General features: G+C 47.1%; 18 protein-coding genes and 1 riboswitch. Of the genes, 7 read left to right on the forward strand and 11 right to left on the reverse strand.

From position 1 onward, the window contains the following. Positions 1 to 16: 16 nt before the first annotated feature. Both L3C95_RS23160 and L3C95_RS23165 read right to left on the reverse strand, forming a co-directional pair. Entirely contained in the window at positions 17 to 505 is a 489-nt protein-coding gene (locus L3C95_RS23160; RefSeq protein WP_236391134.1) for a response regulator, read from the reverse strand. 238 nt (positions 506 to 743) lie between these two features. Beyond that, positions 744 to 2081, reverse strand: a complete 1338-nt coding sequence (locus L3C95_RS23165) for a DEAD/DEAH box helicase (protein ID WP_236391136.1) — start codon at positions 2079 to 2081, stop codon at positions 744 to 746. A 114-nt stretch (positions 2082 to 2195) separates the two neighbouring features. Here L3C95_RS23165 and L3C95_RS23170 point away from each other — a divergent pair, with 114 nt between their 5' ends. Further along, complete coding sequence (locus L3C95_RS23170) at positions 2196 to 3296, forward strand: mechanosensitive ion channel family protein (protein WP_236391138.1); 1101 nt, start codon at positions 2196 to 2198, stop codon at positions 3294 to 3296. Here the strand turns inward: L3C95_RS23170 and L3C95_RS23175 are convergent. From L3C95_RS23175 to L3C95_RS23185, 3 genes are read right to left on the reverse strand one after another with little or no spacing between them, the layout of a single operon-like run. After that, entirely contained in the window at positions 3287 to 3748 is a 462-nt protein-coding gene (locus L3C95_RS23175) for a VOC family protein (protein WP_236391139.1), read from the reverse strand. The genes L3C95_RS23170 and L3C95_RS23175 overlap by 10 nt on opposite strands. Before the next feature lie 12 nt (positions 3749 to 3760). Beyond that, positions 3761 to 4318 carry a T9SS type A sorting domain-containing protein gene (locus L3C95_RS23180; protein WP_236391142.1) on the reverse strand — a complete coding sequence of 186 codons (558 nt, stop codon included), beginning with the start codon at positions 4316 to 4318 and terminating at the stop codon, positions 3761 to 3763. A 2-nt stretch (positions 4319 to 4320) separates the two neighbouring features. Next, positions 4321 to 7353 (reverse strand): OmpA family protein, encoded by a 3033-nt coding sequence (locus tag L3C95_RS23185; protein ID WP_236391144.1) that lies wholly within the window; start codon positions 7351 to 7353, stop codon positions 4321 to 4323. Positions 7354 to 7825: 472 nt separating this feature from the next. Between L3C95_RS23185 and L3C95_RS23190 the strand changes: the two genes are divergently transcribed. Then, a complete protein-coding gene (locus tag L3C95_RS23190) occupies positions 7826 to 10108 on the forward strand; it encodes a GH92 family glycosyl hydrolase (RefSeq protein ID WP_236391146.1) in 2283 nt (760 codons plus the stop codon). Positions 10109 to 10394: 286 nt separating this feature from the next. Beyond that, positions 10395 to 11552 carry a FecR family protein gene (locus tag L3C95_RS23195; protein WP_236391148.1) on the forward strand — a complete coding sequence of 386 codons (1158 nt, stop codon included), beginning with the start codon at positions 10395 to 10397 and terminating at the stop codon, positions 11550 to 11552. 37 nt (positions 11553 to 11589) lie between these two features. Here L3C95_RS23195 and L3C95_RS23200 read toward each other — a convergent pair whose 3' ends face one another. Further along, a complete protein-coding gene (locus L3C95_RS23200; RefSeq protein WP_236391151.1) occupies positions 11590 to 12255 on the reverse strand; it encodes a response regulator transcription factor in 666 nt (221 codons plus the stop codon). Positions 12256 to 12261: 6 nt separating this feature from the next. Next, positions 12262 to 12396: a hypothetical protein gene (locus L3C95_RS34990; RefSeq protein WP_262915918.1), complete on the reverse strand. Its 135-nt coding sequence runs from the start codon at positions 12394 to 12396 to the stop codon at positions 12262 to 12264. A gap of 684 nt (positions 12397 to 13080) precedes the next feature. Between L3C95_RS34990 and L3C95_RS23205 the strand changes: the two genes are divergently transcribed. Next, entirely contained in the window at positions 13081 to 13854 is a 774-nt protein-coding gene (locus tag L3C95_RS23205) for an SGNH/GDSL hydrolase family protein (RefSeq protein ID WP_236391152.1), read from the forward strand. Between the two features lie 137 nt (positions 13855 to 13991). Here the strand turns inward: L3C95_RS23205 and L3C95_RS23210 are convergent, their stop codons facing one another. From L3C95_RS23210 to L3C95_RS23225, 4 genes are all read right to left on the reverse strand, one after another. After that, positions 13992 to 17039: an efflux RND transporter permease subunit gene (locus L3C95_RS23210; RefSeq protein WP_236391154.1), complete on the reverse strand. Its 3048-nt coding sequence runs from the start codon at positions 17037 to 17039 to the stop codon at positions 13992 to 13994. A 41-nt stretch (positions 17040 to 17080) separates the two neighbouring features. Further along, complete coding sequence (locus L3C95_RS23215) at positions 17081 to 18148, reverse strand: efflux RND transporter periplasmic adaptor subunit (protein WP_236391157.1); 1068 nt, start codon at positions 18146 to 18148, stop codon at positions 17081 to 17083. A gap of 24 nt (positions 18149 to 18172) precedes the next feature. Continuing rightward, the gene (locus L3C95_RS23220; RefSeq protein WP_236391159.1) at positions 18173 to 19525 is read right to left on the reverse strand and encodes a TolC family protein; all 1353 of its coding nucleotides are present in this window, start codon (positions 19523 to 19525) and stop codon (positions 18173 to 18175) included. Positions 19526 to 19710: 185 nt separating this feature from the next. After that, complete coding sequence (locus L3C95_RS23225) at positions 19711 to 20319, reverse strand: TetR/AcrR family transcriptional regulator (RefSeq protein ID WP_236391161.1); 609 nt, start codon at positions 20317 to 20319, stop codon at positions 19711 to 19713. A gap of 98 nt (positions 20320 to 20417) precedes the next feature. Here L3C95_RS23225 and L3C95_RS23230 point away from each other — a divergent pair, with 98 nt between their 5' ends. The 3 genes from L3C95_RS23230 to L3C95_RS23240 all read left to right on the forward strand — a co-directional run bounded on the left by L3C95_RS23230 (position 20418) and on the right by L3C95_RS23240 (position 24252). Beyond that, a complete protein-coding gene (locus L3C95_RS23230; RefSeq protein WP_236391163.1) occupies positions 20418 to 21392 on the forward strand; it encodes an NAD-dependent epimerase/dehydratase family protein in 975 nt (324 codons plus the stop codon). Between the two features lie 50 nt (positions 21393 to 21442). Continuing rightward, positions 21443 to 21555: riboswitch (SAM riboswitch) on the forward strand. A gap of 165 nt (positions 21556 to 21720) precedes the next feature. Continuing rightward, positions 21721 to 22893, forward strand: a complete 1173-nt coding sequence (locus tag L3C95_RS23235) for a trans-sulfuration enzyme family protein (RefSeq protein ID WP_236391165.1) — start codon at positions 21721 to 21723, stop codon at positions 22891 to 22893. A gap of 48 nt (positions 22894 to 22941) precedes the next feature. Next, positions 22942 to 24252 carry an amidohydrolase family protein gene (locus L3C95_RS23240; protein WP_236391167.1) on the forward strand — a complete coding sequence of 437 codons (1311 nt, stop codon included), beginning with the start codon at positions 22942 to 22944 and terminating at the stop codon, positions 24250 to 24252. Positions 24253 to 24263: the final 11 nt, after the last annotated feature.

Consider the following 24263-nt stretch of genomic DNA (forward strand, 5'->3'; position numbering starts at 1 on the left):
GGCAGGCAAGCGTAGGTCATGAAGATCTCAATACGTCGTACAAATAGCTGAACAGTGAACAGGAGGCCAGTACCAAACCAACGAAAAAGAAAAATCTGTTGTTCCTGCGCTTTTTCTTCAGATAATCCTGTACAACGAATAGTTTGTTAAGTGTGGCAGTTATATGATCTAATACACTGTCGTCTTTAATAATGTAGTCAAACGCGCCGTTCTTAAGTGACTCCGTGGCAATTTCCGGTTGCTGGCGGGAGCTGGCGAAGATCACGAAGATGTCGGAGTTGAATCGTTTGATATCCTTTAATAATTCCAGTCCGGTCATATCTCCAAGGTCGTGATCTAACAGTACAATATCCGGCTCATCTGACAGCTGCAGCAGGAAGTCTGTGCCTGATAAGAAGCAGGTCACTTTTTCATAACCCTGTGCCCTGAGGTGCTTATCATAAGTGGCGAGACAGAATGGATCGTCGTCTACTACATAAATCTTGCTGTCGAATTTGTTTGCCATATTGCGTCGTTTGATTAAGTAGAATCCATTTGGGTGCCAGAATGCGAAAGCGTACCAAATCGGCCATGGTGGCTGGCTATGTAATTGGCATAGGGGGCGGGAACGTCCATTTGCAGGAAAAAATTCCAGAAAATGGAAAAATAGAGCCGGATCATAAAAAAAACGTCCCGCCGAGGCGGAACGTTTCAGAAAATATGATATGTAATTACTTTTGAAGCGGAGGCAACAGGCATTCCTGTTATGGCTTTTGCGGGTGATTGTTACCGCTACGCTGGCCGTTGTTACTCTTGCTGCGATGCTGTGAAGGGTGGCTACTACCGTTCCGGTTATTATTGCCGGAGGGTTTCTGATTGCGGCTACTGCCACCGCCGGGACGCTTTTTCCCGTGTCCGCCTCTGCCTCCACCGCCGGAGCGGCCGGTCTTTGGCGTGTATTCAGGTACGGGACCAAGGGCTGGCGGTACGGTTGCTTTGGTAACAGGTTTTCCAAGTACTTCTTCTATCCGGGCAAATTTCCGCTGTTCCTTTTCACTGACTATAGTATAGGCGGTGCCATCCGTAGCTGCCCTGGCCGTACGCCCGATACGATGGATGTAGTCTTCCGCATCATTGGGTACGTCGTAATTGATGACCAGGTCAATATCCTCAATGTCGATACCACGGCTGAGGATATCCGTGGCCACCAGCATTTTGAGTTTCTTATTTTTAAAGTCCAGGAGCACCTGTTCCCTTTTTTCCTGCTCCAGGTCAGAGTGGATCTCTTCTACCGAAAAACGGGCTCTTTTCAGCTCATTGCTGAGCTGTTTTACATTCTGCTTGCGGGAACAGAAAATGATGATGCTACCGAACTGTTTTTGTGACAGTAAATGTTTGATCAACGCGTTCTTCTGCTCTTCGAAAACAACAAATGCTTCCTGCACGATCTTCTCCGGTGGTTTGGAGATGGCGATATTGATCTCCTCAGGCTGATGCAGGATCTTAAGGGCCAGTTTCCGGATCTTGTCCGGCATGGTGGCGGAAAACAGGAGATTCTGCCTTTGTTTGGGCAAAAAGGACGTGATCTTGATGATATCGTCATTAAAGCCCATATCCAGCATACGGTCCGCCTCGTCCAGTACGAGGTACTTTACGGCATCCAGTTTTACATAGCCCATATTCAGATGTGCGATCATACGCCCGGGTGTACAGATCACAATATCCACCCCCGAGGTCAGCGCCTTCTTTTCTGCTGAAAACAATGCGCCGTTGCTACCGCCATAAACGGCAATGGAGCTGACGGACGTAAAGTAGGACATACCTTCCAGCGTCTGGGCAATCTGTACTGCCAGTTCACGGGTCGGTACTATGATCAGTGAGTTGATCTTATGTGTATCGTGTGGCTCAGTGATTAAGCGATGCAGTATTGGCAACAGGAATGCCGCGGTCTTACCCGTACCTGTCTGTGCGCAGGCCAGAATATCCTTACCGGCAATGATTGGGGGGATAACTTTTTCCTGAACAGGTGTTGCAGTGGTGTATCCCATTGCATCTATTCCGTCCAAAACCCGGTCATCCAGGTCAAATTCGTCAAAATACAAAATGCTAAAATGGTTTTAATTCAAAAAAATATTAGTTAAAGATAAGGAATTGTACGCAGAGCACATACGGTATGTTCTTTGCAGCAAAAGCCGGATATTAAAAAACCGTCTGATATGCTGGAAAATCTGCAGCGGGATCTCCGTCTTCCTCCTTTTTTATGGAATATTTTATTGGGCTGTGCAGCCGTCATCAGCGGCTTGATCATCAAATACCTTGTTGCAGTAATCCTGAAATTCACTTCCAGGAAGGTGACTGATTATTCATTTGTAAGGTCTGTGCTGAAACGGTTGGGAACACCGATCAGCTATTTTCTGCCCGTGCTGGTGCTGGATGTGGTGCTGCCGTTCATGGAGTTGTCCAGAAAGCCGATGGCCGTGCTGAGCAGAGTAGTGGAAATATCTCTGATCGTCTCTTTTGGGTTTATGCTGACCGGATTGGTCAAAGTATTTGAGGACTATATAACACATACCTATGACCTCAAAAAGGAAGATAATCTCAGGGAGAGAAAAATGCGCACCCAGCTACAGTTTGTACGTAAGCTGGCCATCAGCATGATCATGATACTGACGCTCTGCGCAGTCCTGCTCAGCTTTGACAATCTGCGGAAGATAGGCGCCGGGCTACTCACAGGTGTCGGAGTCGGAGGTATTATCGTCGGTTTTGCTGCGCAGCGCTCCCTGTCCAATTTCCTGGCAGGCATGCAGATCGCTTTTACGCAGCCTATCCGTATTGATGACGTGCTGGTCGTGGAAGGCGAATGGGGCAGGGTGGAAGAGATCACGCTTACCTATGTGGTAATTGGTATCTGGGACCAGCGCAAGCTGATCCTGCCCATCAATTACTTCATAGAAAAGCCATTTCAGAACTGGACGAGGACCGGTTCTGCCATACTGGGTACTGCCTTTCTCTACCTCGATTACACAGCGCCAATAGAGGCATTACGGACGGAATTTGAGCGCCTGCTGAAAGATCAGCCATTGTGGGACAAACGCGTGAAGGCGCTGCAGGTCACGAACATTACCGAACAAACGGTAGAAATCCGGATGCTGGTGAGCGCCAACAGTTCAGGGAAGGCTTTTGACCTGCGTTGTTATTTACGGGAGCAGATGCTTGCTTTTATACAGGAGCACCATGCGTACTGCCTGCCGAAGAAGCGGGCCATTCTTGAAGGTGGAGAGCGTGGAGAGCGTCCGCTGATCGGGGATCAGGGATGATCGTCATTGATCTCTACCCAGTACCCGTCAGGATCGGTGAAATAGATCTGTTTCACACCATCCACACGGAGGGTAGGTTTGTCAGCTTCGCCCTTCCAGCTTTCGAAAGGGATGTTATGCTGGCGCAAACGTTGCATAAATTCATCTACAGAGGGAACACTGAAGCAAAGATGGGAGTTTTTGTCATGGGGAACGATCTCCTTTGCTCCTGATATAATGTGCAGATGGCTGTGTTCAGCTACCTTGAACCAGGTGTGACGGCCATCGTGGAACGGTTCGGGGATGGTATCTATCTGAATGATATCCCTGTAAAAAGCGGTGCTTTTTTCCAGATTATAAACATAAAGCGCTATATGGTTTAACATAGCGCTTTTCCGTTGCGCGAACGTTGGTATGCCGGAGATGATCATAACAGCCACCAGTAAAAGGCATTGTGGAATCCGTCTTTTCATGCTCCAATATACTCATTGGGATGCAAATTTTATGAATTTTCTACTCACTTTGATGCCCGTGTTTAGGAACAGTGTTACTACGTAAACGCCGGGATAGAATTTGCTGACATCCACCTCACGGTCAAATCTGGCGCCCGTTCCCCTGGTAGGAACAATTCCTTTTTCAGTGTAAACTGTATGGCCTCCGATGCTTATAATACGGATATCTATCTGTCTTGTAGATAAAGTATCCATCATATAAACGATGGTCAGTTTTGGCGTTGTAACGATAGGATTGGGGTACAGGATCATGTCATTATCTTTCATGACCAGCAGGTTTTGCAGCGGGGGTTGCAGGAATCCCTGTGTGAGTATTGCCACTTCCGGGTACTTAATGGTGCTTACAGCAATATCACCAACGGACCAATCCAGGTCGAGTCCGAATTCAAAGTCCTCACCAGCTTCATAAGTGATGTTCTTACTGGTACTCGTAATCACCTGTCTTTCAATATACTGGGCGTGCGCCGCTCCTGCTGACAGGAGAGACGCACACACAACATTAACAGTGAATATTTTTCTGATGACTGTCATTCTTAAGGTTTTTCTTCAGTAAGGATTTCCATTTCCACTCTTCTGTTCTTTCCTTTGGCAGCTTTACTGTCATTGGCAGCGAGTGGTTTCGTTTGTCCGTACCCTTTAGCGGAAATTCTGCCGGCAGTAACACCTTTGCTAACCAGGTATTGTTTCACCGCTTCCGCTCTTTTTTCTGATAAAGTCTGGTTAAATGTCTCTGTTCCTTCGTTGTCAGTGTGTCCGCTCAGTGATAAATGCCATTCCGGATGCGCCTGCAGCAGGTTGGCCATTTTATCCAGGGAAGGCAGTGATGTTGTAGCGATATCTGCTTTTGCACTGGCAAACTGGAGGTTGGAGAATGCTTTATTGATAACTTCTTTTTCTGTTGTTTTCAGCTCTACTGTTTTGAGGACTGGTGTAGCGGCGGTTACCGGAGCATCGGGAGTGGCTGCGGTAGATGCTTCCTGTACCGGTAATGGGCCAGGACCAACAGGGAAACGTCTGTCTGAGTAAGGCAGCACTGTACCGTCAGGCAGGACCTCATCCGCACGGGATGCTACGATCTGCCAGGTAAAAGGAACATTTGATTTACCGCCCTGTAACTCTTTTACATCGAAGCCTTTAGCTGATTTATTGGTCACATATACGCCGTTACATTCGCCTTCCAGCTGAATGAACACCTTCATCGGGTGTTTAGCGTCTACGCGGATCACCTTTGTAAGCAGACCTTCGAGGTCGATATGAGCGGAACCATTCTGAAGTTCACCGGTTCCAAAGTCCTGGAAGAGCACTTCCGGCGCTTCTGTACAGAACAGGAGACGGTTTTCACCTGCGGCGTCTTTTACAATAGTTGATTTGGTGCCGTTGGAGACAACACCATAGATACCGCTGGAATTAGCACCTGCCAGGTAAGTGTATACATGAACGTTGCTGATACCGGTACCAAACTGGAAAACACCGCCCCAACGATCAATATCGGTGGCGTTACCTTTTGCGAAGCCATGTACACCTACACCCACATTCAATCCACCTGCGGAACCAGCAACACCGGCGCCACCGATCGGATATACAACCACTTCATTATTACCACCACCAACTACACCAAGACCATTGGTGGCAGTTGTTCCGAAACCAACCACACCTGCACGGGTACCCATACCCATCATACCACCACCAATTGTTGGCGGGTTGGTGAACAGGTCAGGTTTCAGGTTGTTACCGATACCCACTACACCGTAACCAGAGGCATGGGTAGATGAACCCATTACACCGGCAGATCTTACTTCTGTTGTTGGTTTATAAGGAGAGTTGGTTGTACCCTCAACGCCCAGACCACCGTTGGTAGAAGAGTTGGTTCCTTTTACACCTTGAATATAACGTGAAGTACCAGTTCCGAGAACGGCCGGTCCGAAAGCTGTAGCACCTCTGATACCAGGACCGCTACCAAAGTTATATCCTGCCACACCAGCGCCGGTACTACTGTTGGCGTATCCCACAATACCGTTGGCGTAATTTGGATCATTATTAATAATGCCGGTCGGCACTTCACTTGAAAATACTGTCAACACGGCTTTACCAACCTGCGCACCCGCATCGTCAGTACCGTTTAGGATGGTTACCGGTTTATCGGGGAAGGTACGCAGCCTTTCAAATGAAGGAGCGGTACCACCAGCCTTTATAATAAATGGATTATCATCTACTGTGCCGATAAAATCGAGCGCGGGGTTGGTGTCTTTGTTACCTCTGATCAACCATGCCCTGCTTACTGATTTTACTGTATCGGTGTTCGCTGTTGTTGTCAGTCCTAATGCGCCGTTCTCCTGGAATTCCAGTGCCGACAGGTTCCAGCCGGTACCATCCTGTGCCAGGATTTGCCAGGTGCCGGCAGTATCATAGATGTAAGCTTTTCTGTCTGCACTGTTGTAATATGCCTGGTTTACCAGCGGATCAGTCGGAGCGGCTGCTAATGTACCGAGCCAGGTGATGGCGGTGCCGGAGCTACCATCCTGCGCCAGGATCTGCCAGCTGCCGGTACCCGTGGTATCGTAGATGTAAGATTTTTTGTCAGTACTGTTATAATAAGCCTGATTCTGCGACGGCGTGGCCGGAGGTGTGGCCAGCGTACCTAACCAGCTAATGCCCGTGCCGGAGATGCCATCCTGCGTCAGGATCTGCCAGCTGCCTGTGCCGGTAGTATCGTAGATATAGGATTTTTTGTCGGTAGTATTATAATAAGCCTGATTTACAACCGGGCTGGCAGGTGGCGTTGCCAGAGATCCCATCCAGCTGATGCCTGTACCGACACCATTCTGGCCGCTCTCAGAGAAAACCTGCCAGGCAGTGCCATCATATATATATGCTTTCCGGTCGGTCAGGTTGTAATATGCCTGGTTTGCGCCCGGACTGGAAGGTTCTGTTGTAAAGGAGCCTAACCAGGAAAGCGCCGTACCGGGCAAACCGTCCTGGGCCATGATATTCCAGTTACCAACGGAGCCAGTAGTATCGTAAATGTAGGAGCGCTTATCTGTACTGTTATAATATGCCTGGCCCGCAGTAGGTGTTGCAGGTGGCGCTGTCAGCGTACCGAGCCACTCAATGCTAACCAGGGTAGTATTGCCGCCACCGCCGCCGGAACCGCCATTAGCTGCATAGAGCGCATAAGGAACTGCCATAAACGGCATTACGCCCATAGGCACAAAGTCACCTTGCCCATTTATGTCCAAGTCCACTCTTAAGTACTGATTACCTCTGCTCCAGGGAATGGTTTTGAAGTCTCCGATTTCAGGGGTACCGGTACCTATCACCAGGGAAAAGAGACCTTGGGTGTTGGTAGTGGTTGCATGCGTTTCAGTGTACAAGGGATTGCCATCGGGGCTACCGTCGAGGATACTGAATTTCACCCGTATTGCCTGCAGGCCGATTACAGCACCTTTAGGGTTTTCCCTGGCGATAGCCTGGTAGTTGATACCCCATAAGCCACTTTGCTGCGCTTTTGCGATGAAGCCCGAACAGACGAAAATGGGGACTAATAAAATGAGTAAAATTGCTTTCATCTCATACAAGTTATAACAGTAATAAGGCTATAAGCATATAATATTATATTATATCTTATATTATAAATAAAGTAAAGATATGACTTATATTCTATTTATTCTTATTTTAATGTATTGTTTACACAAACCAGCTACACGTTGGATGTAGAAGTGAGGGGCTTATACTCATTTTGGCCTGTATTTTTACAACTTTCGTGGTATATGAACTGAAAGAATACTTTAAGTAGGGGGATATTAGGCATTGATTATCAACCATGAGTGACACACCGGTTTTTCAGTGCTTATACTCAATTCCGGATGCTTCCCCAAAACGTGTTACCATATTTTAACAGATAGTATTATTGTGCGTAACTGGAATAATTTCAGCTGGTAATCCATGGTGGATTGTTATAATGAGATATGAAGGTCCCGGTCTGGCCTTCGTTTTCTGCGTTCTGCTCCGTATATTGCCTGTCTAAAGGAATTTTGAGATATGCAATTGGGACTTAAGCATTATCCTGTGCTGGCTGCTTCACTATTATTAGCGGGCATGCAGGTAAAGGGACAAGAGAAAAAAACAGCTTTCACCGCAGCAAGAGATTTTAAACCGGTAGAATATGTAGATCCCTACATTGGCTCGGGTGGTCATGGTCACGTGTTTGTGGGAGCAAGCGTGCCATTTGGTGCGGTACAGGTTGGGCCTACCAACATTGTGAAAGGTTGGGACTGGTGCTCCGGGTATCATTATTCGGACAGCGTTGTGATCGGCTTTCCGCAGACGCACCTTAGCGGTACGGGGATAGGCGACCTCGGAGATGTGTTGATCATGCCTTATACAGGTAAGATCAGGACCAACCACGGTAGTCAGGAGAACCCTACCAGCGGATATGGTTCCCGTTACACACATGCGCATGAAACAGCAAAGCCCGGATATTATTCCGTGCAGCTGGAAGATTATAATATTAAAGTAGAACTGACGGCTTCCGAAAGGGTCGGTTTCCATAAATATACATTCCCGCAGGGAGAAGAAGGTCATATCATCGTAGACCTGAAAGAAGGCATTGGCTGGGACGCTCCGGTAGAGACCTTCATTCAGAAGAAAGATGATTATACCCTGGTTGGTTATCGTTTGTCCAAGGGCTGGGCGGAAGACCAGCGTCTCTGGTTTGCCATTCGCAGCAGCGTGCCGTTGAAGGACTTCCAGGTATTCAATGGCGATGAGAAACTGACCGGTACCGAGGGCAAAGGCAAGAATATCAAAGGGGTGATTTCATTTGATAAAGCTCCGGCGCAGGCAATGCTGAAAGTGGGTATTTCTCCGGTTAGCAGTGAAAATGCCCTGGCAAACATCAACAGTGAGATCCCGTCCTGGGATTTTGCAGGTACAGTGAAAACCGCTACTGCAAAATGGAACAAGGAACTGTCCAAGATACAGCTGGAAACCAAAGATGTGACCAACAGGAGCATCTTCTACACCGCTATGTATCACACCATGATCGGACCTGCTCTCTTCAATGATCATAACCGCGCTTACCGTGGTACTGATAAGAAAGTGTACAGCAATCCGGGTTTTGACAATTACACCGTTTTCTCTCTTTGGGACATTTACCGTTCCTGCGCTCCTTTGTACACGCTGACACAGCCAGAACGAGTAAACAGTTTTGTGAACTCTATGCTGACCATCCACAAGCAGCAGGGTAAATTGCCTATCTGGCCACTGATGGGCAGCGAGACAAACTGCATGGTGGGTTACCATGCCGTACCGGTAATTGCTGACGCGTATCTGAAGGGATTCAAGGGTTTTGATATCAACGAAGCCTTTGAGGCCATGAAAGCATCTTCCACCAGAGATGATCTGGGTATGAAAGATATCAAGGCTAAAGGATACATTCCGGCCGATAAAGAATACGAATCCGTATCCAAAGCGATGGAATATGCTATCGACGATTGGTGTATTGCTGCTGTAGCAAAGAAACTGGGCCGTACGGCTGATTTTGAATATTATTCAAAGAGAGCTGGCTACTATAAAAACTACTTCGACAGCACCATCAGATTCGTTCGTCCAAGAATGGATGATGGCAGCTTCAAAACACCTTACGATCCTTTCCACTCTATCCACGAGAAAGGCGATTTCACTGAAGGTAACGGCTGGCAGTATACCTGGCTGGTACCGCAGGACGTGGAAGGTCTTATCAGCCTGATGGGTGGTGATGACGCCTTCACCAAAAAACTGGACAGCCTGTTCGTTGCAAAGGGAGATATGGGCGCCCAGGCATCTAACGATATTTCCGGTCTGATCGGTATGTATGCGCATGGTAATGAGCCGAGCCACCACGTGACCTACATGTATGCTTATGCCGGTAATCAATGGAAGACGGCTGAAAAGGTAAGACAGGTAATGAGAGATTTCTATACCAAGAGCCCTGAAGGTCTGGCGGGTAACGAAGATGTTGGCGCTATGTCGTCCTGGTATGTATTTTCTTCCCTGGGCTTCTATCCGGTAAATCCTGCCAAAGGTATTTATGTATTCGGTAGTCCGCTGTTTGAAAAGGCGAGCCTGAAACTGCAGGGTGGAAAAACATTTACCGTAGAAACGATCAACAACAGTGCTGAAAACATCTACATTCAGCAGGTAACCCTGAATGGCCAACCGTATAATAACAGTTTTATCCGTCATTCAGATCTCCTCAAGGGAGGTGTATTGAAGATCACGATGGGCAATAAGCCGTCTGATTTTGGAAAACTGGCGGCTAACCGTCCGGATTCAAAGTATTGATCATATATAGATATGAGTCTAATGGCTGCTCTGCTAAGTACAGGGCAGCCATTTTCTTTTATATTACCGTTTGATTTCAGATGTCGTTATACACCTCATACCGCGATACCATTTCCTGCGCAATCGTTTACCTTGCAGCCCTCGTAACAATTTGTTAGCAAATGCGTTAACTGGTAATTAACAGTTTTAATGACCAGATGTACGTAGCTTCATGCAATAGATTGCAGTGAACATACCTGCATCATCCACGTGCGGAGCCATCTACCATAAAATCGAACAGTTAAGAATGATGAGTGAAAATCACGAACACATTTACCAGTTGTTGCTGAAAAAGCGGAATGGTACAATTAACGAATCTGATGATCAGTATGTATCAGCGTTAATTGCGGGTCATGAGGATGTCGAATTGATGTGGAGGGCATTAAAACACAGCTTTTCATTGCCCGGAGAGGAGAAATTCTGGCAGCAGATAGACGTAGCCAACGCGTGGACTGCCGTCAGGAGTGAATTATATGTAAAAAATACCGGTATCTACAGCATCAGGAAATGGCTGTTTGCAGCCGCAGTATTGAGCGTAGCCATGATCGGTATCAGCCTGATATGGAAAAGCACACACCGTAAAGTTGAGCAACCCCCTCCGGTGCTTGCAACAACTCCTGCTCCAGCTAACGGACTGCAGTTGCAGCTGGCTGGGGGAGAGACCATTGCATTGCCGTATAACCAGGAAAAACAGCATATCAAGGCAGGCGATGTACAGCTCAGTGCCGGCGCCAAGAAGTTACAATTCACAGGAGGGACTGCCATGGGCAACGGGTTCAATACACTGACCGTACCTCCCAAAATGGATTACAAGCTGTTATTGGCAGACGGTACAGAAGTGTGGCTGAATGCCACTTCCAGATTACGGTTCCCCTTCAATTTCTCCGGCGATAAGAGAGAGGTGTACCTGGACGGGGAGGCCTTTTTCCAGGTAGCAAAAAGCGATTCCAAACCGTTTATAGTTCACACCGGGCAAACGGATATAGAAGTACTGGGTACTTCCTTTAACGTCAATGCGTACAACAACGAGATTACCAGAACATCGCTGGTAAGCGGCGCCATAGTGGCCAGGGCAGATGGAAAAGAGGTTCGTCTCCGGCCGGGACAGGAGGCAGTTTACAAAACAGATCAGGGATACAACGTACACTCATTTGACGAGAGCGAAGTGCTGGCCTGGATGAAAGGAGTATATGTATTTCATAATACCTCTCTCCAGGAAATAGCCCAGGTACTGGAACGCTGGTACGGTGTGAAGGTTGTCTTTGACAATAAGGCGCTGGCTGGTAAAAAATTTACCGGCGGACTTGAAAAGCTTCAAAAGCTGGATTACTTCCTCGAAACGCTGGAACTGATCGGCGATATTCACCACAGCTACGACGAAAATGGCGTCATACATCTGAAGTAAAGGCTCACCGCCCCATAAGCGCCCGTAGCATTCAACCTTATGATAATACTTTGTACTGTTGGGTAAGGTGTTTTATGGCATATTTTATCAGTGAATTATGCCCGGTAAGGTTCAGCTTCTTTGAGATATTATGCCGGTGATTCTCGACTGTTTTAATACTAATATTAAGTGTCTGTGCAATCTCTTTAGTGCTCATGCCTTCCGCAATCATCTGCATAACCCTGAATTCCGTTTTGCTCAGTTTGTGATGCACCTCGGGAGGAATAACGGGCATTGAAACGATGGTAGTGTGTTTTTTCTCCCGCTGCTGTACATTAAAGATCGTAAAGCGGGTAAGCCGGGATTTAATACTGAGTAGTAATTCCTTACTCTTGAAAGGCTTCGAAAGAAAGTCATCAGCCCCAAGATTCATTCCCATGCGCATGTCTTCCTTCCCTTCCTTTCCACTGATGAAAATGAGTGGAATATGCTGTAAGGATGGGTCGTTCCGCAGTTCCATAAGAAAATGATACCCGCTCCCGCCACGTAGTCTTACACCACATACGACAAGGTCCGGTTTATACTGACGACAGATGTAAATACCTTCTTCCGGAGTAGTGGAAGTATAAACGTCATAATGATGCAGGGTTAATAACTGGTGAATCTTTTTTATTAAAGCAGCATCTTCTTCAATAACCAGTATGCTATAAATTGGCTCGTTCATTGGCTGTCAGTTTGAGGTAGTTTGTTCGTCCCAGTTAGTGCTTTTGTCATCATACCTGTTTGCCGGACATTCGGTTGACTTCTTTTCATTAAACGGATAACTGCCGCTGAAATTGGCAGCCGGCAAAGATTGTATCCGCATAGTTATAGGTCGCGTGTTAAATGTTGTGTTCAAATAAGTCTATTTAGTGATCGATGAACAATTCACACCCTGTAGCGTCTGCAGCAATGTAACGCGGACAATACAGGATCTACTTTTAATGAGGTTTTCCAGAGAAGATTGGTGGGTAAAAACAGCTAAAGCAGTGAGCTGGGCGTAAATATGCGTCAAATAATGGGGCCTTTTACCGCCAAGTCCGCTGTGCTTCTTGAAAATAAGTGTTAGCACCTAGAAATATGTGTGTCCTTACTCATTTTACGTATAAGCTCCTGAAATTTACGAAATTGGCAGCAACAATTGTACATCTTTACATAAGAAATGCATAAATCGTTTAGCTTTAATTGCATTTGAAGTAAAAATTAATATCAATAAGTCAGAACAATTATATGTTTAATCGACATATCTGATCATATTAACAGTGCCATATCCATATCCATAATAAAGCCACATGGTTTCGCAAGCCCGGCATGCTGATTATGAGATTGTATACCAGGCAAATGCGAAAGATTTTTTAAACACAGGTTTTCATAGGATAGATAACTAAATTGCCGCTCATTCCTGGGCGGCATCTTTCTTTTATTGCCATAATTCATTAGCTTTATTCCCTTACAGGTTCGCCATTTGCGTGGTATAACCACTACGTGCATACTTAACTATCACAATTCCATGGAACAACAACCTAATTCAAACCGGAGAAATTTTATCCGGAACGTATCACTGGGTAGTCTGGCAGCCCTCAGCCTTCCGGATATTGTCTCAGCAGCTACAAAAGACATGAAAGCCCATGCTAAGAAAGTAACATTGAAGAAGGATGCAGTCATTCTCTTCCAGGGAGACTCTATTACAGATGCAGGACGTAAACGGGACCAGACCGAAGCCAACAATACCAGCGCATTGGGCAACGGGTATGCTTACCTTGCCGCGGCCGCTTTGCTGAAGGAATTTCCCGGGAAAAATCTGAAGATCTATAACAAGGGTATCAGTGGTAACAAAGTATACCAGCTGGCCGAAAGATGGGATGCCGACTGTTTGCAGATAAAACCTGACGTGCTGAGTATCCTCATCGGTGTAAATGACTACTGGCACATGTTTAACGGTAACTATAGCGGTACTGTTAAAACGTACCGTGACGATTTTACGGCTTTGCTGGAGCGGACCAAACAGCAACTGCCTGACGTGCAGCTGATCATCGGTGAGCCTTTTGCTGTGAATGGTGTGAAGGCGGTAACTGATAAATGGTTCCCTGCATTTGACGAATATCGTGCGGCCGCTCATGAAATCGCGACAAAATTCAATGCTGCCTTTATTCCATACCAGGCTATCTATGATAAGGCCCAGCAGTCTGCACCAGGCTCTTACTGGACAGGCGATGGCGTACATCCTGCTATAGCCGGCGCATCCCTGATGGCGGCTTCCTGGATGGACGTGATCAGGAAATAATTCTCCTGAATAAGCAAAAAAGGGGCTGGTATCAAACTTTTGATACCAGCCCCTTTTTGTTGGAGCACCTGATGGAATCTGGTGCTCTTTTTTTTTCATGTCCAGGCACGTCCGTTTATTTTTGACGTCCCCTTTCATTATGAGTGATGTTCAACTTTCGGAGGGATCAGTTTGTAGATGATCGGCGTTACAATCCTCGACAACAGCGTTGAGCTGATCAAGCCGCCAATCAGCACTATAGCCAATGGCGCTATCAGCGGGTTGGTGGATATCGCAATGGGGATCAATCCGCCAATAGCAGTCAGCGAAGTGAGTACGATAGGTAGGAAACGTATTTCCCCCGCTTCTCTGATCGCCTCATCGAGCGACTTGCCCTGCTCTCTGAGCTGGTTCGTGAAATCTACCAGCAGGATGGTATTCTTCACTTCAATCCCCGCCAGGGCTATCATACCAATAATGGCAACAAAAGACAGAGAGTTACCGGTCAGCCACAATCCAACAGCGGCGCCTACCACACCCAGTGGTATTACCGATAGTACGATCAGCGTACTTTTGAAGGTCTTAAATTCCAGTACCAGTACTGCTACGAACAGGAATATGGTGACTATAATAATGCTCATGAAGCCGCCGAAAGAGTCCTGTCTCGTTTCCACTTCTCCGCCCATTTCATAGCTATAACCAGCAGGTAGCGGGAACGCGTCCATCTTTTCAATAGTGCTGTTGATTACCCGGTCAGTCAGGAAACCTTCCTGCACAGAAGCTGTCACAGACACTACCCGTCGTTTTTCCTGGTGATTGATGCGCAGGGGAGAAGCCTCCATCTTAAGACTGGCTACCTGCGACAACGGGTAGGGTTTGTCATCCTGGTTGTTTACATAAAGATTGTTAAAGACATCCATCGTAGGACGGCCATCTTTGTTGCGTGTCAGCAGTACATCATAATCGTTGTCGTTCTTATCGGCATAATGGCCCAGGTTTAACCCTGCTACCGCCAGTCTCACCGTTCTGTCGATATTGATACTTGGAATGCCCAGCAGCTGTGCTTTTTCCTTGTCAATATCTACCCTGATGTCTGTTTTAAGCAGTTTAACCGGATTGTTCACGTAAATGGCGCCTGGCACTTTCTGCAGCATGAGTTCTACCCGTGCCGCCAGGCTGCGGAGAGTATCAAGATTGTCGCCAAAGAGGCGTACTTCCACCGGGGCCGGGGCAGGTGGTCCCTGTTCGAAGTTCACCACCTCCACTTTAGCCCCCGGATATGGAGTCCACTGTCTACGCAATTTTTCAATCAGCTGCAGCTTGTCATAAGGACTGGTGTGATTGTCCAGCTGTATGAATATCTGGGCGAAATCACTTCTCTCATTTTCCTGAATGACGTTATAATAGATGCGCGGATTACCTTTACCAACATTGGTGGCGAAATAGGTAATGGCCCTTTCTTTCTTTAACGCCTGTTCCACCTGTCTGGCGATACTCTTGGTATAGGCAAGACTGGATTGCGGCGGCGTTGTAATATTCACCAGGAACTGTGGTTTCTCTGAAGCCGGGAAAAGGCTGAAACCTACTACCTGGAATAATACCATTGAACCGCCGAAGATGATCACGGTGATGATGATCGAAAGAACAGGTCTTTTTAAAGCCTTGTCCAATACGCGGGAATAGCTGCCATGGATCACTCTTTTAAGGGCACGCATGAAGATGTTACCTTCAGGATTGCCAGCATGTTCGGGCAGCAGTTTGCTGGCCAGGAAAGGAATAATCGTCAGCGAAACAAACATAGACGCAAATACACTCAGAATAACTGCCATTGGAAGTCCGCGGATAAAGTCGCCGGCGCCTTCAGGCAAAAACACCAATGGCATAAAGGCGATCACCAGTGCAGCTGTACATCCCACTACGGCCAGGCCGATCTGTTTGGTGGCTTTGAGTGTGGCTTCCATTCTTGAATGCCCTTCCAGTATCCAGCGTTCAATATTCTCTATAACTACGATACTGTCATCTACCAGTAGCCCCAGTGCCACTACCAGCCCTACAATACTCAGCTGGTTCAGGTTATAACCGAATATATTCAGCAAGATGATCCCGATAGCCAGCGATAAAGGAATAGAGATCATCACGATCAATGCCGGACGGAAGCCAAGCGGAAGCAGGGTAACGGCCACCAGCAGTATAGCGATCATGAAGTCTTTTCCGAGGCCTCCCAGACGCCTGTCTACATTGTCTGCCTGGTCAAAATGCTGGATCATGTCGATGTTTGATGGCAGTGTTTTCTTAAACTGGGTCAATACAGGCAGGTAAACGTCTTTGGTCTTGCTGATGTTCTCACCTTCTTTCTGTGCAGCCACCACAAAGGCGCATCTGCGTCCGTTCAGTCTCGTTTCATATTGTTCATCGGCCAGACCATAATAGATAACGGCGACGTCTTTAAGGAAGATATTTTTCCCATTACTGTTAAAGACAACTGTATTTTGTATTTCGCCCAGCTGCTGATAACTGCCGCTGCTTTTAATATTATAGCTGCGGTTTCCGGCTTCAATACTACCACCGGGGATATTGCTCATTTCGTTCTGTATGCTGGAAATAACCTTGTATACCGGTAGGCCCATCTGGGCGATCTTTTCGAGGTTCAGCTCAATTCTTACCTGTCTGTCCGGAATACCGTGAATCTCCACATTTTTCAGGGCCTTGATGGTTTCCAGATCATCCTGCAGTTTCTCTGCATAGTACTGCAGTTTGTCTCTGGATGCGGTTTCCGACACCAGGGCTATCTGCATGATATTTACATCGCTGGGTTGCTGGCGCATCACATCAATACTGATGTTCTCCGGCAATTCGTTACGTTTGCCATTCACCACACGCAGTACTTCCTGGTATTTATCATCTACATTGCTGTTGTATTTGTATTCCACGCGTATTACAGCCAGACCGTCCCCGATACTGGTCCTTACACGTTTAATATTTTCCTGGGAAGACAGTTCCTTTTCCAATGGGTCCACCACCAGGTCTTCCATGTCTTTCGGACTTGTACCCGGGTATACAACCACTACATTAAAGAAAGGCGACTTAACTTCGGGATCTTCTGACCGGGGCATCGTGAGAATGGTGGTAATACCCAGTACGATGATCATAATAAAGATCACCAGTGTAAACTGATAGTTCTTTACCGCGTATGAAGAAATTTTCATGATTCGTTGATTTATTAGAGGAGTTCCGTTACTGTGCGGTATTATTTTACGGTGATAATGCTGCCTTCTGTCAGGTAAGCGCTACCGGAAATGATCAGGGCTCCTGCTTCCTGTAGTCCTTTGCTGATGATCACTTTATCGGCTTCCATTCCGGCAATAGTGACTGCTATTTTGTGAGCGGTTTTATTGTCGTTGGTAACATATACATAGCCGGTACTGCCATCGCCTTCCAGCAAGGCGTCGTAAGGGATCGCCCAGGGACCTTTGCCGTCAGCAGAAGTGACAACCAGGGGTTTGATGACGGCTTTACCGAACATGCCGAAAGCGATCGCGGAGGGTTTTTCTCCGGTCAACTTAATATCTGCAGTGAAAGAGCCGCTTTGTGGCTGTACGCCTTCCGACTTGCGGGAAACCACTCCCTGGAAAATCTTGCCGGGAACGGCTTCTACCTCTACGCTTGCTTTGTCCTGCAGATTGATAGCGGCCCACTCTTTATTGCTGACATTCACACGCAATAACCAGTTGCCTGATTGGGCGCCATTGGTTTCCAGTACAGGCGTACCTGGTTGTACCAGTTGTCCCTCACTGGCAAGTTTGCGCAGTATATAACCGTTTTCGGTTGCCAGGATCTGTGAGTGCGCACGGTTGAACTGTGCGGTCTTCAGCTGTTCTCCGGCAATGTCCAGTGCTGTCTTGGCATTCTGTAACTGTTCAAGGGTAGCAACACTATCCTTATAAAGATTCTCCACGCGTTTATGATCCCGTTGTGCCTTTTCAAAACCCAGCTGCGCCTGTTGTACCTGTGCATTGATCTCGACAGGATTCAATACTGCCAGCAGCTGTCCCTTTTTAACAGCATCGCCTTCCTTCACCATGATGCGCTGGACGATACCGCCGGTCTTAAAGGAAAGCAATACCTCATCGTCGGTGGTGAACTGGCCCGATACGGAGATAGCCGGATTGGCGTTCATATTACCATTTAGTGGAAGGAGTTTCACCGGTATCTCTGCAGATGGAGGATTATTATTTTCTGCCGCGCTGGGTGCTCCGCAGGAGATGACCAGGCAGGAAAAGGACGCCAGTAGTGAGAAAGAGAGAATAGATTTCATGTTGAATATTTTTAAAGAAGGAGATTAAAGTTTATAAGAGGCCTGTGTGCGTTCAATGTCAGCAATAGCAGTTTGCACGGCGGCAAAGGCTACCGACAGTTGCAGTTTTGCATTAGTCAGCTGGTTTTGTGCATCCAGCAATTCGATATACAGTAGCTGTCCTGCCTTGTATACCTTCGACTGGTCTGTATAGTACTTTTCGGATAATAGTAATTGTTCTCTGGCGCTTTTGAAGTTGGCTACGGCCGTGCGGTAGTTATTCTCTGCTACCTGTTGTTCCAGCTGAAATGAGATACTGGTTTCGTTGTAAGCTGCCTGTAGATTACTGACGTCAATAGCAGCCTGCTGTGCCTTGTATTTACGCTGGCCGGCGGCGAAAAGATCCCATTGCAGGTTGACGCCCCACATGTAGTAACGGGACTTATTGTCAACGCTCCAGTTAAAGCCCTGTGAGCCAAGATCGAGGAAGGTGCTGATTTTGGGCACGAGGTACGACTTTGACTGGCGATAAAAGAGGGAGGCGATCTTCTGTTGCTGGGATATTTGCACCAATTCATCTCTCGTGTTGCCGGCGGAAGCGGGAGCAGGTGCTATCTCTTCCGGTGTAAAGATGCTGCTGTCTATTGCAATAGGCGCATTCAGGTCCCGGTTCAGCAGGAAGTTGAAATAAGCCTGGGCGTTTCGTTGTTTATTCTCTGCCTCCGTAATAGATGCAGCGATCTTTTGCTGTTCTGCCTTTGCGCGCGTAAGTGCAGTGCTGTTGGTAACGCCATTGGCGAGGAAGCTGGTGTTAACCCTTATATTCTCCTGCACCTGCAACTGGGCGGTATTGTAGATCTCCACAGCTTTCCCCGCCTGATAATATTGATAGTAAGCAGTTTTAATGTCTTTTACCAGTTTGCGTTTGTAAACGTTCACTGCAGCCTGTTGAAGCGTAATACTTTCCTTACGGATCTTGTTAGCGTACCATATTTCTGTATTTACCAGAGGGAGCGAGGTACGGACATGCACATCATAAAAGTTATCAGGGTTCAGTAAGAACGACTGATTTTGCACCTGCGGGAATTTCTGGCTGTTGGTAAGCTGATTAAGTGTGCTGTACACCGGATTCATCAGGTCGCCGATAGGAACATCGATGGTTCGCCCGCCATCGGCCTTGGTATAACTGCCTGCCAGGCCGACCTGGGGATAGAAAAGGCTTTTAGCTTCTTTTAACGCATAGAGCGATTTATCCAGCTGAAAGTGCTGTTGTCTCAGTCCCTGGTTCTGCGAAAAGGCGCTCTGGATGTAGTCGTCCAGTATCTTTCCCTGCCCATAGCTGTACCGCATGGCGATTCCGGACAAGGCGAACAGTATTATGAACGTTTTTCTTTTCATGATCGTAGTTGAAATTATGAACGGTGTTTAGTAATTGTGCTTAAAAAAAGACACCTCAGGTGCCGTAGTATCCGCTGTAGCTCATGCAGATACAGGTATTATGTTGACAAGGTCAAATAACAGGCTGGTAATTTGTTTATTGCGGCCTCTGATAGTTGATACGGTCAATCATCAGAGGCCAATGTTTATTTTTTTATCAGCCGCAGTTGTTCGTTTACGGTGGCTGTAATGACATTACGGATCTGATCGTCAGGCAGTTGCATCACCTTAATGCGTTCTCTGATGAAAAGGGAGATAAGGCCATGTCCCAGTGCCCAGATAGTCAGAGCGGCAATCTGCGCATTCTCGTAGCGTAGCTGGTCGATGCATGACTCGAGTGTGTCTGTCAGGAACTTATAAGCTTCCTCACAGTTCGGCCAGTCATTGCCCTCATCCACAGCATTCATCGGAGAGCGAAGGATGAACATCAGGTCGTACAGGTCAGGATGTTCAAAACCAAAGTTGACATAGGAGTGAAACAGCTGTTCCAGTCTTTCCATCGGATCAATAGCTGTTACGTCTCTGACGAAGGCGTTGTACAGCTCCAGGAACGCCTGGCCCTGGACTTCATACAACAGCTCGTCCTTATCCTTATAGTAGAGGTAAATGGTAGCAGGACTGTATTCGATCTTATCAGCAATGTTGCGTATAGATGTTCTGTCAAACCCCTCTTTAATAAACATCTCCATCGCGGCACTGATGATCAGCTTTCTCATTTCCTGCTTTTCCCGTTCCTTTCTGTCTGTAATGCCCATATTTTTAACTTTACGCCACAAACTTACTGAACAGTGTTCAGTAAATAAAATATTTCTTTTAGCTTTACGTCATTAATTTATCAAAAAGCAACCCTATCATGGCCAGCAAAACACAATCAAACCTAACAGGATCAGGAGTTTATACAATTTTAGGAGCAGGAGGAAGCATAGCCCGGGAGTTGACAACCGTTTTACTCGAACAGGGTAAGCAGGTCAGGTTGGTAAGCAGGCAGGCTAAACCGATAAAAGGAGTGTCAGATATCATCGCGGCAGATATTACGGATCCTTTGCAGACACGCAGGGCGGTGAGCGGGTCAGCTGTCGTGTTCTTATGTGTGGGACTGGCGTATGACCATAAGGTCTGGCAGGACAAATGGCCGAAGATCATGCAAAATGTAATAGAAGCCTGCAGCGAAGGCGGTGTTCCTTTGATCTTTTTTGACAACGTTTATATGTATGGGCTGGTAAATGGCGCAATGAGGGAAGATACGCCTTACAATCCGCGTAGTAAAAAAGGAGAGGTCAGGGCAATGATTGCAGATAAGATCATGCAGCATGTTAAACAGGGAAACCTCACAGCGACCATCGCCCGGTCGGCCGACTTCTATGGCCCCGCTGCTGATAGTACCGGCATTCTCAACATTATGGTGATCAATAAACTGGCACAGGGACAAGCTGCCAACTGGATGGGCAATGATCAGGTAACGCACAGCTATACTTTTACACCCGATGCAGGAAAGGCGCTTTATCTGCTCGCAGCTGATCCGTCTTCCTATAACCAGGTATGGCATCTGCCTACGACAAATCCTGCGCCTAACGGGAAAGAATATGTGGAAATGGTGGCAGCAGCTTTACATGTAAAGCCCCGTTACACGAAGCTCAATGGTTTTATGATCCGCCTGGCAGGTCTGTTTAACAAGACGATCGCTGAATTGCATGAGATGATGTACCAGACCACCCATCCTTATATTTTTGACAGCTCAAAATTTGAAAAGCATTTCAATTTTAAGCCTACTTCTTATGAAGAGGGTATTGCCATCACCGTGAAAAGTATAGGAGAGAATAAAAAATAAATTTGGTAGATTAATTTGTTCTCGTATATCTTTGCACCAGTTCTTTAAGTTTCTTATCAAGAAAGGCAGAGGGAAATGGCCCTGCGAAGCCTTAGCAACCACCCGGTTCCACCAGACCGGAAAGGTGCTACATCCATCCCGCTTACAGTGGGAAAGATAAGTCAGTAGGTTTGATCTATTTTACTTGAAATAATTAAAACTCACCTGGCTACCAGGTGAGTTTTTTGCTTTTAAGCAATTCCTGCCACTATCTGCCTCTCTTTTTGATAAGCTCCTCGCAAGGACCTGTTTAATCAACAATTATCATCAAACTCAAAAACAAAAAGAGATGAGCACAATCACACAACTGATCCATTCTATTCCCGTAGATCCACAAACAGGCGCTATTGCTGTACCTATTTACCAGACCTCTACTTTCGTACAGGAAGCGCCGGGTGTAAATAAGGGCTACGATTATGCAAGGACCAACAACCCCACACGCGAAACACTGGAAAAAATTGCCGCACAACTGGAAGGCGGCGCTACCGGAATCGCCTTTTCCAGCGGACTGGCAGCTATTGACGCCATTGTGAAACTGCTGCAATCAGGCGATGAGATTGTTGCTGTAGATGATATCTACGGAGGAGCCTTCCGGTTATTCAACAAAGTGTATGATAAATTCGGTATCAAGGTTACTTATGTAGATACCTCTGATGTACAGGCAGTCTTCAACGCTATTACCCCGGCCACTAAGCTGATATGGCTGGAAACTCCCACCAATCCTACATTGAAGATATCTGATATAGCAGCCATTGCGAAGATCGCTGCTGCCAGTAAATGCCTGTTTTGCGTGGACAACACCTTCGCATCTCCGGTATTACAGCAGCCACTGGCCCTTGGTGCAGACATAGTGATACATAGCGCTACCAAATACCTGGGAGGACATAGTGACCTTATTGCCGGTCTGGTGGTGACCCGGACACCTGAACTGGGGGCGGAGATTAAATTCTACCAGAACGCCTGTGGCGCTATTCTTTCACCGTTTGATAGTTTTCTGCTGATCCGTGGTATAGAGACATTACACCTGCGTGTAAGGCAACATTGTGCAAATGCCCAGGCGATCGCGGAATACCTGGAACAACATCCACTGGTAGATAAAGTTTATTATCCCGGTCTGAAAAATCATCCCGGACATGCAATTGCGAAACAGCAGTCGAAAGGCTTTGGAGGCATTGTTTCTTTTACCTTCAAGGATGATACGGAGGCTACAGCACTGTCGTTTGTGACTGGCACCCAATATTTTAAGCTGGCTGAGAGTCTTGGTGGTGTTAAAAGTTTGTTATGCCACCCGGCCAGCATGACCCATAAATCCATCCCTGATGAAAAGCGGAGAGCCGCCGGGGTGGCCGATAGTCTCGTTCGTTTATCAGTAGGACTGGAGGAGCCCGCAGACCTCCTTTCAGACCTCGATCTTGCCTTTTATAAAATTCAGCAGGCGGCCGGGTCCGTTTTAAGTCTATAGTTTCGTAGTTTGCAGTTTCTGGATTGATAAACTGCAAATTGCGTAACTATGCTAAACCGTATATTTCTCAGTGTTTGCCTCTCCGCTATCTGTTGCTACACTTATGCCCAGGACAACACTTCTTTTATAATCAAAGATATCACCCTGATTGACGGGAGCGGGGCAGAAGCCCGTTCCCATGTCAGTCTGGTCATCAATGAAGATACCATTGCCGCTATACTGCCAGCAGGCACGAACTATCCCGTTAAGGGCGCTGAAGAAATAGCTGGGCAGGGAATGACCGTGATGCCACTGCTGGTGAACGGTCATGCTCATGTCGGATTACTAAACGGCACTACCATTGCCGCCGCCAATTATACCCCTGACAATGTGAACCGCCATCTGATGCAATATCTGGAATATGGCGTGGGAACAGTATTGAGCCTGGGAACCGACCAACCAGCCGCCTTCATTTATCAGGATGCTTCACGCATAGGCATGCTGCCCGGCGCTTCTTTTTATACTGCCGGCTATGGTTTTGGTGCTCCGAAAGGAGTGCCTCCTGTCGCATTCGGCCCCAGTATTCTACGCCCCGTAAATGCGGATCAGGCCTTACAGGAGATGCGCCGCCTGGCCACATTGAAACCAGATTTTGTTAAGATCTGGGTTGATGGAACACCCCGTATGCTTCCTGAGATATACCATGCTATTATTACAGAAGCACATGCCCACAATATCAAAGTAGCCGCACACGTTTATTACCTCGAAGATGCCCGCAGGCTGGTCGATGCAGGCGTCGATGTGATCGCGCACAGCATCAGGGATCAGGAGGTAGATGACTCCCTGATCATTGCCATGAAACAGAAGAACGTCTGTTATATTCCCACCCTTTGCATTGAAGAATTTGGTTTTGCCTATGCCACCCTGCCGGGATGGTTTGCAGATCCTTTCTTTGTCCGTTCTCTGGAACCTGGCGTGTGGGATATGTTGAAGACCGGGGAGTACCAAAAACAACAAAGCGATGAACGGGAGCGTAAGATGAAAGCTCTTCAGATCGCATCCCGGAATCTGCAGAAAATGGATAGTGCAGGCATAAAAATTGTCATGGGTACCGACTCCGGTGCACAGCCGGTGAGAGCCATAGGTTTTTCTGAACATGAGGAACTGCTGCTCATGACAGCCGCTGGAATTCCTCCGTTAAAAGTGATCAAATATGCTACCTATAACGGGGCTGCAATGCTGGGAATAGAAAGGCGTACTGGCAGCCTGGCGCCTGGAAAAAAGGCTGACTTCATGGTGCTGGACGCAGATCCTTTGCTGGATATCAGAGCTACACGTAGTATTAAAGCTATTTATAAGAACGGGAAACAGATACAGTAATCAAAACTAGA

The sequence above is a fragment of the Chitinophaga filiformis genome, from assembly GCF_021646545.1.
Lineage (GTDB): Bacteria > Bacteroidota > Bacteroidia > Chitinophagales > Chitinophagaceae > Chitinophaga > Chitinophaga filiformis_A.